The 13783-nt window shown below is 37.9% G+C and carries 15 protein-coding genes; 1 reads left to right on the forward strand and 14 read right to left on the reverse strand.

The genetic code is table 11. The features are described 5' to 3' along the window. Nucleotides 1-84: 84 nt before the first annotated feature. Nucleotides 85-924 (reverse strand): aldo/keto reductase, encoded by an 840-nt coding sequence (locus tag ACFCT9_RS07295; protein WP_412518185.1) that lies wholly within the window; start codon nucleotides 922-924, stop codon nucleotides 85-87. Between the two features lie 18 nt (nucleotides 925-942). Beyond that, nucleotides 943-2124, reverse strand: a complete 1182-nt coding sequence (locus tag ACFCT9_RS07300) for an MFS transporter (protein WP_412518187.1) — start codon at nucleotides 2122-2124, stop codon at nucleotides 943-945. 144 nt (nucleotides 2125-2268) lie between these two features. On the opposite strand from ACFCT9_RS07300, the gene ACFCT9_RS07305 reads away from it, so the two are divergent. Next, on the forward strand, nucleotides 2269-2622 hold the full coding sequence (locus tag ACFCT9_RS07305) for a winged helix-turn-helix transcriptional regulator (protein ID WP_412518189.1): 354 nt from the start codon (nucleotides 2269-2271) through the stop codon (nucleotides 2620-2622). A gap of 68 nt (nucleotides 2623-2690) precedes the next feature. Here the strand turns inward: ACFCT9_RS07305 and cobA are convergent, their stop codons facing one another. The 12 genes from cobA to ACFCT9_RS07365 form a co-directional block, all read right to left on the reverse strand. Beyond that, the gene (gene cobA / locus ACFCT9_RS07310; protein ID WP_412518191.1) at nucleotides 2691-3644 is read right to left on the reverse strand and encodes a uroporphyrinogen-III C-methyltransferase; all 954 of its coding nucleotides are present in this window, start codon (nucleotides 3642-3644) and stop codon (nucleotides 2691-2693) included. Continuing rightward, on the reverse strand, nucleotides 3635-3949 hold the full coding sequence (gene nirD / locus ACFCT9_RS07315) for a nitrite reductase small subunit NirD (RefSeq protein ID WP_002479734.1): 315 nt from the start codon (nucleotides 3947-3949) through the stop codon (nucleotides 3635-3637). Before nirD ends, cobA begins: the two co-directional genes overlap by 10 nt. Before the next feature lie 2 nt (nucleotides 3950-3951). After that, nucleotides 3952-6357 (reverse strand): nitrite reductase large subunit NirB, encoded by a 2406-nt coding sequence (gene nirB, locus ACFCT9_RS07320; protein ID WP_412518194.1) that lies wholly within the window; start codon nucleotides 6355-6357, stop codon nucleotides 3952-3954. Between the two features lie 2 nt (nucleotides 6358-6359). Beyond that, complete coding sequence (locus ACFCT9_RS07325) at nucleotides 6360-6815, reverse strand: bifunctional precorrin-2 dehydrogenase/sirohydrochlorin ferrochelatase (protein WP_412518196.1); 456 nt, start codon at nucleotides 6813-6815, stop codon at nucleotides 6360-6362. Nucleotide 6816: 1 nt separating this feature from the next. Then, a complete protein-coding gene (locus ACFCT9_RS07330; RefSeq protein ID WP_412518198.1) occupies nucleotides 6817-7533 on the reverse strand; it encodes a sirohydrochlorin chelatase in 717 nt (238 codons plus the stop codon). Nucleotides 7534-7723: 190 nt separating this feature from the next. Next, on the reverse strand, nucleotides 7724-8554 hold the full coding sequence (locus ACFCT9_RS07335; RefSeq protein WP_412518199.1) for a formate/nitrite transporter family protein: 831 nt from the start codon (nucleotides 8552-8554) through the stop codon (nucleotides 7724-7726). 220 nt (nucleotides 8555-8774) lie between these two features. Beyond that, entirely contained in the window at nucleotides 8775-8966 is a 192-nt protein-coding gene (locus ACFCT9_RS07340) for a hypothetical protein (protein ID WP_412518200.1), read from the reverse strand. 87 nt (nucleotides 8967-9053) lie between these two features. After that, complete coding sequence (locus ACFCT9_RS07345; protein ID WP_412518202.1) at nucleotides 9054-9545, reverse strand: SRPBCC family protein; 492 nt, start codon at nucleotides 9543-9545, stop codon at nucleotides 9054-9056. A 131-nt stretch (nucleotides 9546-9676) separates the two neighbouring features. Then, nucleotides 9677-10192, reverse strand: a complete 516-nt coding sequence (locus ACFCT9_RS07350; protein WP_412518203.1) for a YceI family protein — start codon at nucleotides 10190-10192, stop codon at nucleotides 9677-9679. Between the two features lie 180 nt (nucleotides 10193-10372). Beyond that, nucleotides 10373-11278, reverse strand: coding sequence for a CobW family GTP-binding protein (locus tag ACFCT9_RS07355; RefSeq protein ID WP_412518204.1), 906 nt, complete (start codon nucleotides 11276-11278; stop codon nucleotides 10373-10375). Nucleotides 11279-11309: 31 nt separating this feature from the next. Beyond that, nucleotides 11310-12641 carry a nucleoside recognition domain-containing protein gene (locus ACFCT9_RS07360; RefSeq protein ID WP_412518206.1) on the reverse strand — a complete coding sequence of 444 codons (1332 nt, stop codon included), beginning with the start codon at nucleotides 12639-12641 and terminating at the stop codon, nucleotides 11310-11312. Continuing rightward, nucleotides 12635-13753: an NAD(P)/FAD-dependent oxidoreductase gene (locus ACFCT9_RS07365; RefSeq protein WP_412518207.1), complete on the reverse strand. Its 1119-nt coding sequence runs from the start codon at nucleotides 13751-13753 to the stop codon at nucleotides 12635-12637. Before ACFCT9_RS07365 ends, ACFCT9_RS07360 begins: the two co-directional genes overlap by 7 nt. Between the last annotated feature and the right edge of the window lie 30 nt (nucleotides 13754-13783).

Below are 13783 nucleotides of genomic sequence, written 5' to 3' on the forward strand. Positions count from 1 at the left end.
CTAGAGGGGATTCCCTATGTTTTTGACGCATTAAAAAAAGCAGTACCCCTCAATGAGAAGTACCGCTTCATAACTTTATCTATGTTATTCTCCTGTAAATTCTAAAGGATCAGGTCCCATTCTTTTATCTTCATTCAATGATGAAATTTGTTCGATTTCTTCTGGCGTTAATGCAAAATCAAATACATCGATATTCTCTTCAATACGTGAAGGCGTAATAGATTTAGGAATAACTACAACATCATTTTCAATATTCCAGCGAATCACGATTTGTGCAGGTGACTTACCGTGTTCCTTTGCGATAGCATTCACGATGTCATTTTTTAAGATATCACCGTTCATTAATGGAGACCAAGACTCCATTTGGATCCCTTCTTTTTTCAAGTAATCTCTAAGTGATGCTTGTGTCAAATAAGGTTGGAATTCAACTTGGTTAATTTCCGGTTTAATTGACGTTTGTGCTTTCAAAGCTTCTAAGTGTTCAATATTAAAGTTAGAAACGCCAATATGTTTCACTTTATCAGCACGATATAAATCTTCCATCCCTTTCCAAGTTTCAATCATTAATGATTCATCTAAACCTGGCCAATGGATTAAATATAAATCTAAATAATCCAAACCAAGTTTATCTAATGATGCTTGATAGCCTTTTTCAACGTGTTCACGTCCATAACTATCCATCCATAATTTAGAAGTGATAAATAACTCATCACGAGAAATACCTGTTGCTTCAAGACCTTCTTTAATACCAAGGCCTACCATTTCTTCGTTACCATAAATAGCCGCTGTATCAATACTTCTATAACCGCTGATAATTGCGTGTTTCACAGCTTCTTTCGCTGTATCATCATTTTCTACTCTAAATACGCCTAAACCTAATACAGGCATAGCGTTATTTTTTCCATTTAATGTTTTATATTCCATATTCATTTTCCTCTCTTTTTATGAATTAAAAGCTGTTTTAATTTTAGGTTGCTTGTGTAAGCCGTACATCAGTACACTCGCAAGGATCACCATCACGAATGCGAAATATGGTGTCGCACTAATAGAATATTGCTCTAATACATACCCGCCAATAACTGATCCTAACGTAATTCCAATATTAAACGCTGAAATATTAATACTAGAAGCAAAGTTCACTGTCGCCGGATTATCTTTTTCAGCAAGCAATACCACGATTAATTGTAAACCAGGCACATTCATAAATGCGAATAATCCCATCAGCAACACTGAAATTAATCCTAAAATATGAAAATGTTCAGTCACACCGACAAGCAATAAAATCAATGCTTGCATAACGAAAATACCAATTAACATGCGCACAGGTTCACGATTCGTCAACTTTCCGCCTAACGTATTACCTATTGCGACCATCACACCGTATAAGATTAAGATTATCACGACAGACGATTCTCCATAGCCCATACTTTTTGTTAATAACGTTGTGAGATAGGTATACACAACAAATGTTCCGCCATATCCCAAAGCTGTAATGAGATAGACAAGTAATAGGGATGGATTTTTAAATACTTTAAGTTGCTCAGACATCGGGGCTTGATCATATTCTGTTAAATCATTCGGAACAAAAATCATATTTGCGATTAAACTGATGAACCCAATCACCATAATGGCGATAAAGGACATTTGCCAACCGAATTGTTGCCCAATCCAAGTTCCAAATGGCACCCCTGTTATGGTCGCAACAGTCAAACCCGTAAACATCATCGCAATGGCACTTGCCCGTTTATCTGGTGTAACTAAGTCACTCGCTATCGCAGTCGCTACACTCATAAACACACCATGCATCAAAGCAGATAAGATGCGCATCGCTAACAACATGCTGAAAGTGACAGAAAATGCTGCCGCGCCATTTGCCAAAATAAATACCAACATAATCCCAAGCAATAAATGCTTTCTTTTCATTTTGTTCGTCAAAGGTGTTAAAACAGGCGCACCAATTGTAACGCCTAACGCATACATTGAAACCGTTAAACCGGCCAAAGCAATCGTAATATTGTATTCACGCTGAATCAGGGGTAATAATCCAACGCTGATAAATTCAGTCATCCCAATTGCAAATGCAGAAACAGCTAACGCAAGTATCGCCAAACGGTTCTTTTTCATACTCAAATCCCTTCCTTTTTTTATGATATGTGTTATTATAATTTCAAAGTTTCACAATAGGAAGTACGCACTTTAATGTGCGATAGATACCAAAAAGTATGATAGGTACTTTTTAGTGCCTATACTTAAAAGGATGTGCAGAATATGAAAGACTATAATATCGGCGTTGAAGCAACCATTGATGTCATCGGGGGCAAATGGAAACCCGTTATCTTATGTCATCTTAAAGATGAAGGAACGATGCGCACTTCTGAACTTAAACACGCAATCCCTCAAATCACACAGAAAATGCTGACACAACAATTAAGAGAATTAGAACGCGACCAAATTATTAATCGTATTGTTTATCAACAAGTTCCGCCAAAAGTTGAATATGAATTATCAGATTATGGCACCAGTTTAAATAACATCTTAACTTCATTATGTAGTTGGGGAGAAGGTCATATCCATAAAATGCAAGAAAGAGAAGCACAAACAACGGAAACAATAACTGAATAAAATATACCCTGAACACAGAAGAAGGCAGTGTACTTTTAACGCTAAGTACACTGCCTTTTTATGTTAATTTAAGCTTTCACAATTTCAGTAATATCATCCATCTGCATAAAACGATAGATTAAGTCTAATTGACTTTGATGATAGGTGTCTGCGCTGTTTGGATCAATCATCGCCCAACCACCCGCATCGTAGATCTCAAATGCTTTTTCAATCGCCGCTTCTCTATCACCGGTAACGATACACTGTTTACCGAAATACTCAGGTAAATGATCTGATTCAATATACGTTGCACCATCTGTAAGTGCCATCGCATCACCGACTAATAAGATACCTGGCGCATCTTCTGGTGCAGCCTCGCGCACCTCTTCCTCGATAGAAGACAGATGACCGCGAATAATCACTTGATTCGCATAAGAAACATTGAATATCGCACAAATCGGATAGTCTTTGCCGACTTGTCGATAAATTTGTTCAATAATTTTGTGAAGCCGTTTGATTCCCATGTAGATGGCTAACGTACCGCCATCAATTAACGATGCGATATCAATCTCTTCTTCTTTTGAATCTTTAAAGCTTCCTGTTGTGAAGGTCACGCTTTTAGACACGTTGCGACTTGTTAAACCGATACCTAAAGTAGCTGAAGCCGCACTGGCAGTCGTAATGCCAGGGACAATTTCACATGGAATATTGTGAGATTTTAAGACCTCTACTTCTTCTTGCACACGCCCAAAAATCGCAGGGTCGCCTCCTTTAAGACGTACGACCCTTTGATGTTTATAAGCAGCATCAATAATGATGTCATTGATTTCACCTTGTTGAATGTGTCGGCTATAAGGTTTTTTACCTACATCGACAATTTCAATACCTGGTGGTGCCAACTGTAAGATAAACGGATTCACTAATCGGTCGTAAAGGACAATGTCCGCAGTACGGATTAAATGTTCTGCTTTACGTGTTAATAAATTAGGATTGCCTGGTCCAGCACCGACCAAGTACACGTGACCGGTCGTGCTTACAACCATAAATATACATCTCCATCTTCAACTTCTACTGTATAGACTTCTACACAACCTTCATCAGGATCTTGGACTAAACCTGTTTTCAAGTCGATTTGTGAGTCGTGAAGCGGACAGAATACAGTATGACCTGCGACTGTCCCTTCAGATAATGGTCCTTGTTTATGCGGACACACATTATTAATCGCATGGATTGTGCCATCTTCTGTAAGGAACAATCCAATTTGTTTATCTTTCACAATGACTTTTTTACCGATTAAGGGTGTTAAGTCATCTAACGCCGCTACTTTAATTTTTTCTAACGTATGCATACTTACACCTTCTCCACTTCAAAGATTTTTTGATCTTCACGATCATTTACAATTTCAGACCATGGCTCTTGTTCAACTGCACGTTTTGCCTCCATGATACGTTCGTATAAAGCGTCTTGGTTTTTAGGGTCTAAGACATAGTTCTTAACTACATCGAAGCCCATGCGTTCTAACCAAGGTGCTGTACGTTCAGTATAGATGCCTGTTTCGCGGTAATACTGCATGTAAGCACCGCATAATTTAATGACATCATCTTCTGTTTCTACCGTTGTTAAGAATTGACCTTTCACGACTTCCGTACCGCCGTTTCCGCCGACATAGATTTGGAAGCCATTTTCTACACCGATCACACCGAAGTCTTTCACGCCTGATTCTACACAGCTACGCGGACAACCTGATACACCCATTTTGAATTTGTGCGGTGTATCGATATATTCGAATGTTTTCTCTAAGCGGATACCTAAACGTGTTGTATATTGTGTACCGAAACGGCAGAATTCTTTACCCACACAGCTCTTCACAGAACGTGTTTTCTTCGCATAAGCAGATGCTGAACGCATGCCTAAGTCTTTCCATACATTCGGCAAGTCTTCTTTCTTAATGCCGTATAAACCGATACGTTGTGAACCTGTTACTTTAACTAACGGTACATCGTATTTCTTCGCAACTTCACCTAAACGAATGAGTTGATCCGGGTTCGTTACACCGCCGCGCATTTGCGGAATGACAGAGAATGTTCCATCATTTTGGATGTTCGCATGGTAACGTTCGTTTGCGAAACGAGATGCTTTTTCATCTTCATGGTCATTTGGATAAATCATATTTAAATAATAGTTGATCGCTGGACGGCACTTCGGACAACCGCCTTCTGTTTTCCATCCAAGTACATTACGTACTTCTTTAGATGTTTTTAAACCTTTCGCACGGATTTGAGTCACGATTTGATCACGTGTTAAATCCGTACAGTCACAAATACCTGCAGGTCTAGAAGCAACAAATGCGCCGCCTAATGTATGTTCTAGAAGTTCACCGATTTGCGGTTTACACTTACCACAAGAGTTACCTGCTTTCGTTGCTTTTGTTACTTCTGCAACAGATGTTAACCCATCTTCAACAATCGCATTAACGATTGTCCCTTTTGTAACACCATTACAACCACAGATTGTCTCTTCATTATCCATGTCCGCAACGGATAAGCCTTCCTCTTCGCCAGCTTTGCTTAATAGAGAAACTAATGTGTAATCTTCGATAGACTCACGTTTTTTCATCATATTGAAGAAACGTGTACCATCATCTGTATCACCATATAATACGGCACCTACAACGCGTTCACCTTTTAAGAAGATCTTTTTGTAGACATGGTCTTGACTGTTATAGATTTCAACGCCTTCTACTTCTTCATCTTCTTGAATTTGACCAGCACTATATAAATCACAGCCAGATACTTTTAATGAAGTGAAAGTTGTAGAGCCTTTATAGCCATCTGTGTCTCGGCCTGTTAAATAGTCCGCTAATACTTTACCTTGTTCATATAAAGGTGCAACTAAACCATAAACTTTACCGTTATGTTGTGCACACTCACCTACTGCATAAATGTTTTCATCGCTTGTACGCATGAAATCATCTACAACAATACCGCGTTCAACATCTAAACCAGAGTCTTTTGCTTCTTGTACGAATGGACGAATACCGACAGCCATAACAACTAAATCAGCCGGAATTTCTCTGCCGTCCGCTAAACGGATACCTTCTACATCATTGTCACCTAGAATTTCTTTTGTATTCGCGCCTAATTCAAAACGCATACCTTGTTTTTCTAAGTCTTCACGTAACATTTCACCCGCTTGACGGTCTAACTGCATCTCCATCAACCATTCTGCTAAGTGGACAACTGTTACATTCATGCCTTGATCGAGTAAACCTCTGGCACATTCTAAACCAAGTAAACCGCCGCCGATAACGATTGCTTCTTTTTTCGTTTGTGCGATTTCAATCATACGCTCTGTGTCTTCAATCGTACGCCAGCCGATTACACTTGGTAATTCATGACCTGGAATCGGTAAGACGAAAGCATTTGAACCTGTCGCAAAGATACAAACATCGTATGGAATTTCTTGGCCTGATTCTGTTTCCACTAATTGTTGTTCGCGATTAACACGTGTTGCACGTTCTCCCGTAATTAATGAAATGTTGTTTTCTTCATACCATGAATAAGGGTTCATGATGGTTTCATCTACCGACATTTTCTTTTGTAAGATGTTTGATAACATAATGCGGTTATAGTTCGGATAAGGTTCTTTCCCTATAATCGTGATTTCATATTTATCTTTGTCTCTCTCTAAAATCTCTTCAATCGTTCTGACGCCGGCCATACCGTTACCGATCATGACTAACTTTGTTTTTGGCATCCTTATTCCCTCCCGTATTCTTCCTCTAAATATTGTTGAATTGCTTGTGCGACATGTTTTGCCTTTTTATAATCTTCGCCATTAGAACGGACACTGATGGATATATCTTCAAACTCAAACTCTTTCATATTAAAGAAGTCAGAGCGTTCTTTATCTCCTGTATGGTTAACTAACTGTGTTGGTTTGGTATCTAGCTTGATTCGGTCATTAATTTCAGGTGAATCTGTCGCGATAATCACGACATCAGCATCTTCAATATCTGATTTCGCATAATCTTTGGTGATTAATTTCATGTTGGGGTAAGACTCTTCAAAAAATTCTGGCAAAAAAGATTTTGAAATGACTGTAACATCTCCGCAATTGGCCTTTGCCAGTTGTTTAAACTTTCGGTAGCCGATTCGGCCACCGCCGACTAAAACAGCATGTTTCTTCGACAAATCCAGTTGTATAGGGTACATATCAAACCGCCTCTTTCTGATTCAATCTATCAATTAACATCTCATCTAACTCCGGTTCAAAATTCAACGCTGACGCAATAGTGATATGAGAGTCACCTTTAATTTTCTCGATTTTCTTCTTAATCTTATTCACTAAGAAACCGTCATAAAAGAAAATAGGTATCACATAGATTTGGTCATAATCATCTTTCATTTTTGGCAACAGACCTTCAAACTGTTTATCTCCATAAAACATCATGGTATAGACCGGTAAATCTGTAGTGATGCGTGCCGCAATATCATCAATTTCAGCATCAGGCTCTGTCACAATCGGACTGCCATGCCCAATCAAAACAATTGCGGAACCTGGCCTATGCGCATCCGGCCAAGCTTCAATACGTTGATTGACCCATTTCGTTAAACTTGGATGATCACAAAGGGGCTGACGTATATTATAAGTAATACTTGGAAACATCAGTTGCATCTGACGCATCACTTCAGGTAAATCCTGTAAATAATGTCTGCCAGAAAATAATAAAAGCGGCACAATCACAAAGGCCGTTTCGCCTTCCCATAGATGTTTACGAATCACTTGCGGTAATGAAAGCTCATCACTTTCGATAAACGCAACATCAAATGTGCCTTCTATTTGTTGTGCAACGCTGTCAAGCTCCTCCATCAATAATTGATTTTGTTTGCCACGTCTCATTCCATGCATAACGACAATCGTTTGTGTCATATGCATTTCCCCCCTTTAATTGCATTGTACCTTAATTTCAGAAATAATGTGAATGCATTCACATTATTATTATAAAAATAGGGAATCCCCTTAGTTCTATCTTGAGGGGATTCCCTGACGTATTCAACTATTTATATGTGAAAACATAAAATTTTAAAAATCATTACATACGCAGTTGAAATATGTTTTATTATTTTTGTTGATCTAAGTAGTGATTGCGTTTACCGTTAAAGAACGCATAAAGCAGACCTACGAAAATACCGCCGCCGATATAGTTTCCGATAAATGCGAAAACAATATTTTTTAAGACATCTAACCAAGCTAATGCGCCGATATTATAGAACATCATACCTGAGAATAAGTTTGCGTTATAAACAACGTGTTCATAACCCATAAAAACGAAGACTACAACACCGCATGCGATAAAGAAGCCTTTTGATAAACCATCTTTAAACTGCATAGAAACAAAAATACCGATATTAATAAAGAAGTTTGCGAAGATGGCTTTGACTAAAATACCGTCCCAAGTTCCAAGTACTGTTTTCTTATCCACAATACCTGTCAACGCTTTAATCATTTCCGGTGTCATGACACTTGTGAATTTCATTAATCCAAATAACACAAAACCGCCGACAATATTTCCTAGGAAACATACCACAAACAGCCATAAAATTTTACCAATCGGCACTGATTTATAATACGCACCTGCGGTCATATACATAAAGTTGCTTGTTAATAATTCTGAATTCGTTAATACAATTAAGACTAAGGCTAAACTGAATGAAACAGCACCGATAAAGTTGACTGCTCCTTCATTTAAACCTGTATGCTGTGTTTTCATCGCCAACATAAATACTGCCACAATAGATAATAAGAAACCTGACATCATAGATTTTAAAAAGTAACGTGCAGGGGTTTTGCTTAACATGACTGCTTTCATTTGTGAAGCACTTACAACACTGTCCATTGTTTGGCGTGAAGTATATGTATCTTCAACTGTTTTATGATTCTTCATACCCATAAAACTTTCCCTCCCATATTCTCATCAATATGTCTCTAGTATATTATTAAATTAAGCCGGTGCCTACCCTTTATTAAAATTTCCTTATATCTAATTTTTAAAAAATGTGTTAAGTATTAACAATTTAAACACCTTTAATTTAATCTATTCATTGTGTTAATGGTGTATATTTTTAAATGAAAAATACTGGAACATTGACGTCCCAGTATTTCCAAATGAATTATTCAGCTTGTTTTTGTGTTTTACGTTTAACCATCCATTTTAATCCAGCTGAGAAGATACCACAGCCTGCGATTGTTCTTAATGTCCATTTCAATCCGCGATTTGAAACGCATTTTGATGGGAAAATTAAGGATGGAATTAATGTACTGATAACGTAAAGAATCACAACTTTTACGTAACGCTCGTTCATTCATCTCACCTCTTTTATCTTAGCAACTCTAGTTTAGCACTTTGACATGAGATTGAATATCACCACGCGTAGAAATCGGGGAATACCCTATTCATTTTTTAGGAGTTCTTCTAACTGATCCAATGTACTTTCCATGCCTTGTTCAACACCCATTTTCATCAGTTGTTGCGCTGCTTCTTCTGATGGCATGACAGATACAGAACGGACTTCTGTTTGATGGTTATCTTTTGACGTTAAATAGATTTCTACACGCATGCCATGCATATTTGTATCCACATTGCCTTGTTCATCTGCGAAATAGTCACGATAAATCATTTTATTGGGTGCTTCTATGACTTCATATTGTTGAACCGTATAACTTTGCGCTTCTGGCATTGTAATTTTAAAGAAATTCTTGCCGCCGACTTTTGGATTAAACTCAAACACTTGTATCTCTCCGCCTTTAGGAAAGAACCATTGTTCAAATTTCTCTTTTGTTGTATACGCATTAAATACTTCTTGAATCGACGCGTCAAATGTACGCGTTCCGATAATCTTATGACCTTCTCTTGTGACTGTCACACGAACACTTCCTTTCATATTTCAACCTCTTACTGTATATTCCCGATTAACAAGCCTATCATACCATTTTCATTTCTTGATTAAAAAGAAAAAAATGCATAAAAAAACTGGAATAGAGCATCTCGCCATATTCCAGTAGATAGGAAAAATTAGTCTTCTACGATAAATTCTACGTCAGCTTCGAATTTAACGTCTTTACCGATTAATACGCCGCCTGTTTCTAATGTTTGGTTGAATGTCATACCGTATTTTTCACGGTCGATTTTACCTGAAACTGTGAAACCAGCTACATTTGTATCGTTTAATGGATTTTTGCTTACGCCTTCAAAGTCAACATCGAAAGTTTCTTCGTGTGTTTGACCTTTCATTGTTAAGTCACCTGTTACTTTATCTTCAGAAGCTTCTTTAATTACGAATTTGATTTCTGGATATTCATCCGCTGAGAAGAAATCATTTGTGCGTAAGTGGTTATCTCTGTCTTCTTGATTTGTATTAATAGATTTTACATCGATTGTTGCTTCACCTTTAAGTGAACTGAAATCGTTTAAGTCACCTGATAATTCTACGTTAAATTGGTCGAATGCACCTTTCACTTTAGAAACCATTAAGTGTTTCACTTGGAAAGCTACAGAAGAATGTGCTGCATCAAAAGTAAATTTAGTCATAAAACAAACCTCCAATTTTTATTTGTATATTTAATATACCACATATACTAAATATATCAAGTATTTTGTCTCAATTCTTTTCTGTACTTTTCGCTTACCCGATTATCTAAGAGAAATAACTAAAGAAAATATGAAATAAATATAAAAAAATACGCCGTTCAAAAGAACAGCGTAAGAAAGTTAGAACTCCGGTATTTTAATTTGATCTAACTGACTTCCTATGACTACCAAATAACGGTCTGTTTGACTTTGTAGTGCAATCGGCTCAATTTCCAATTGACCTTGAGCATATTGAATCAGTTGCAATTGCGGATGTTCTGCCAACTGAACAAATCCTTTTGCACGATACGTCGATTGCGGTAAACTTTCAAACCACTTCACTAAATCTTCAAGCGCAATTGTATGATTCAACGCAAAATAACGATGGCCGATACCTTGATGCGCATACCCTAAATCACACGCTTGTGCCTGAGGTGTGTGGCCTTCAACAAGTCTGTCATTTGAAAATACCGTTTTTGTATCAAAATGGCCAAAACTACCCACAGAAATTTCCGCCTCTTTGTTAAGCAAGGTTAAATCAGAAAGTATCGGTGCAATTGCTTCTGCCTCACATCGATCGACTTTGTTGATAAACAGATGCGAACAATAGGACAATTGATCATAATATAACTTCTGCATGTCGCCAGGATAATTTTCAATACGTTGGTATAATGTCGCATCGACGACACCGATGACACTGCGAATGACAGATACTTGTGCAAGCACAGGTGTCAAACAGGCATCTATCACAGATTGCGTATGAGCAATACCGCTGCATTCTACAAACACGACATCAGGTTGGTAATCTAAATAAATTTGATGAAGTTGTTTCGACACATCTGCTTTCATTGCACAACAGATACACCCTTCAACAATTTCATCCATCGGTATTGAATGGTCGATTAACTGACTATCGACACTCGCTTGCCCAAAATCATTCATAATCACTGCCGGCTGCATCTGTTGTTGCTGTGCTGCTTTAATTAAATGATTCAATGTAGTAGTCTTGCCGCCGCCTAGAAATCCTCCGATTATTATAATATCCATGTATTGACCTCTTTCCATATAGAGAAATGACTTAAATCAAAACACCTGCTAATAAAGCAATCGCTAATGTTAATACAATAGAAGTCGCCATCTGCTTACCAATAATGGCCCCGCCTTGTTTCAATCCTAAATGTTTTACCATCATAGAAACTGTGACCATACAAGATGAAAAGGTAGAACTAAAGAAAACTAATACCAATAAACTTGCGGGTGATAGTGATTGCAGTACTGAACCATGTCCGAAATTAAATAGCAACATACCATCTTTACGTATCATTGAGAATAAAATCCCAGGTGCCATACTATCTGGTATGTGCAGTAAATATAATAATGGTGTGAAGATTGTAGAAATCACATCCAATATCGGTGTTAAAGCTAATAAACTCACCACAATACAAATACCAATAAAGATAGGGAGTGCCTGCATCAGAAACATTTCAATCGTACCCCATATTTGTTTAAACAAAGGTTTTAAACTTGGCCACTTCAATTGATTGCGATACACAGGCGGTGTCACATGAAATTTTGTTTGTTTACGGTACCATAATTTATTGTGCAAGATACCGCCAACAAACACTAACAATAAATATGGCATAAACAGCCATGAATGATGGGCAGCACTAAAGATAGATAACGTCGCCCCAATTTGATAACTGCAAGACGAACCAAAACTGATTATACTCATACAACTTGTTTTAGTACATGCACTGCATTGACTATTCGCTTGTGTAATCGCTGCCGCATTACAACCGAATCCTTCTAACACCGGAATAATATCTTGGCCATCTAATCCCACTTTTCGCATGGTCGGTTCAATCGACCAGACGACAAACTGTTTTAATTGTGTTTGATCAATCACAGCTGTAGAGATACCAATCATGACGACGACGGGCAATGCCCATACTAAAGAATATATTCCTAAAGAGAGTACACCATAATCGCCATATAACACTTGATTCAACCATTGAAAAGGTGTGTGTGCATGGGTTGTCATCGCTTCTATCCAGTGTGAGACATATTGTGTTTGAAGCCAATCTGAAAAATGATAGGCCAAATAAATCGGTAACGCAAACATCAAGAATATAATCAGCCAACCTAAAAAGGTATCACGTAGTTTCGGATGATGTTGACGACTTTGTTCGACATACGCTTTTAGCTTCTGTATATCATTTTGTGTTTGTGACTGATCTGATACCACTGCTTGATAAGGTGACGCATGAATATGTTCCTTCGTAATAAACTGCCGCAGCAAAAATTGCTGGGCAGTTGTTAAACGTTTGAAACCTGTCAACTTCAACTGATGTTGACCCTCTGGTATCGGCGTCGTTTGTCCTGTTGTTAAGTTGAACGTGACTTCTAACATGAACAGTCCACTTCACAGCAGCTGTAGTCATCTAAGTACATGTTATTGCTTTTATAAACTTCAACCGCTTCTTCATTAATTTCTAATGCTTCTCGTTCTAATACTGTAGTTGCTAAGACCGCAAAACGTGCACGGAATTTATAGATATAACATAATATCGCATCCGCATGACGGACAGTCGGTCCAATTAAGAAGACGTTCGGATAGCGTGTTGATTCATCATTATCTGTTAATTCAATTTCGCCATCTTGAGTACTGAATAATTGTTGAACGAGCGGGTTAGTGGTCGCATCGAAACCTGTTGCTAAAATCGGTTCATTTTTAGATGTTGCTTGTTTACCATTATTAAACTGAATGACATATTTGCGGTCTACGTCAGAAAATGAAATTTTAGAAGCCGTATAACCGACATTCAACTCAATCATTGCACCTTGTTGAACCGCTTTACGTAATCGTTGATGGGTATAAGGTGATAAGCGAATACTTGGATCTGCATGGTCATCTTCTAATCCTGTTGAATGCGTATAGATAGACACTTGTTTGCCTTGTTCAGCCATACAAATTGCCGCATCGAACGCACTTTCGTTACCGCCGATAATGACATATTCATCACCTGGCATTTGGGTAAAATCTTCTACTTCACTATAATGTTGACCATATTTGAAAGGTTTGCGCGCAAATGAGAAATCTCCAGTTGCCACAAAGACATACTCACTTGTGATTAATCCTTGATTAGTCTGCATTTCATAATGACCATCAACAAACTCTATCTTTTCAACTGCAGCCTCTTCTTGTATAGGAAGCTCATAATGTTGTGCGACCGTTTGTAAGTAATCCGCATAAGTTTCACCACTGACATGTTCTTCGTTAAATGTATAAGCTGGAGATGTTTCGGTCGACACAGCATTAATATCAGGCATACCGAAACCATTTGTTGTGAATGAAGGGGTAATGGTTCTAGTAGATTTCGGCCAATTTAAGAAAGATTGTCCAACCTTCCCTTTATCAATGACGATCATATCTTGATCATCTAAACCGATTTGTTGAAACGCAATTGCCATGCCGACACCTGCAGCACCAGCACCTATGATTGCCACGCGGTAATGTTGCATAATTTACTACTTCCTTTCCTTATCTCTATC

Source organism: Staphylococcus simulans (assembly GCF_047037175.1).
Taxonomy (GTDB): Bacteria; Bacillota; Bacilli; order Staphylococcales; family Staphylococcaceae; genus Staphylococcus; species Staphylococcus simulans_C.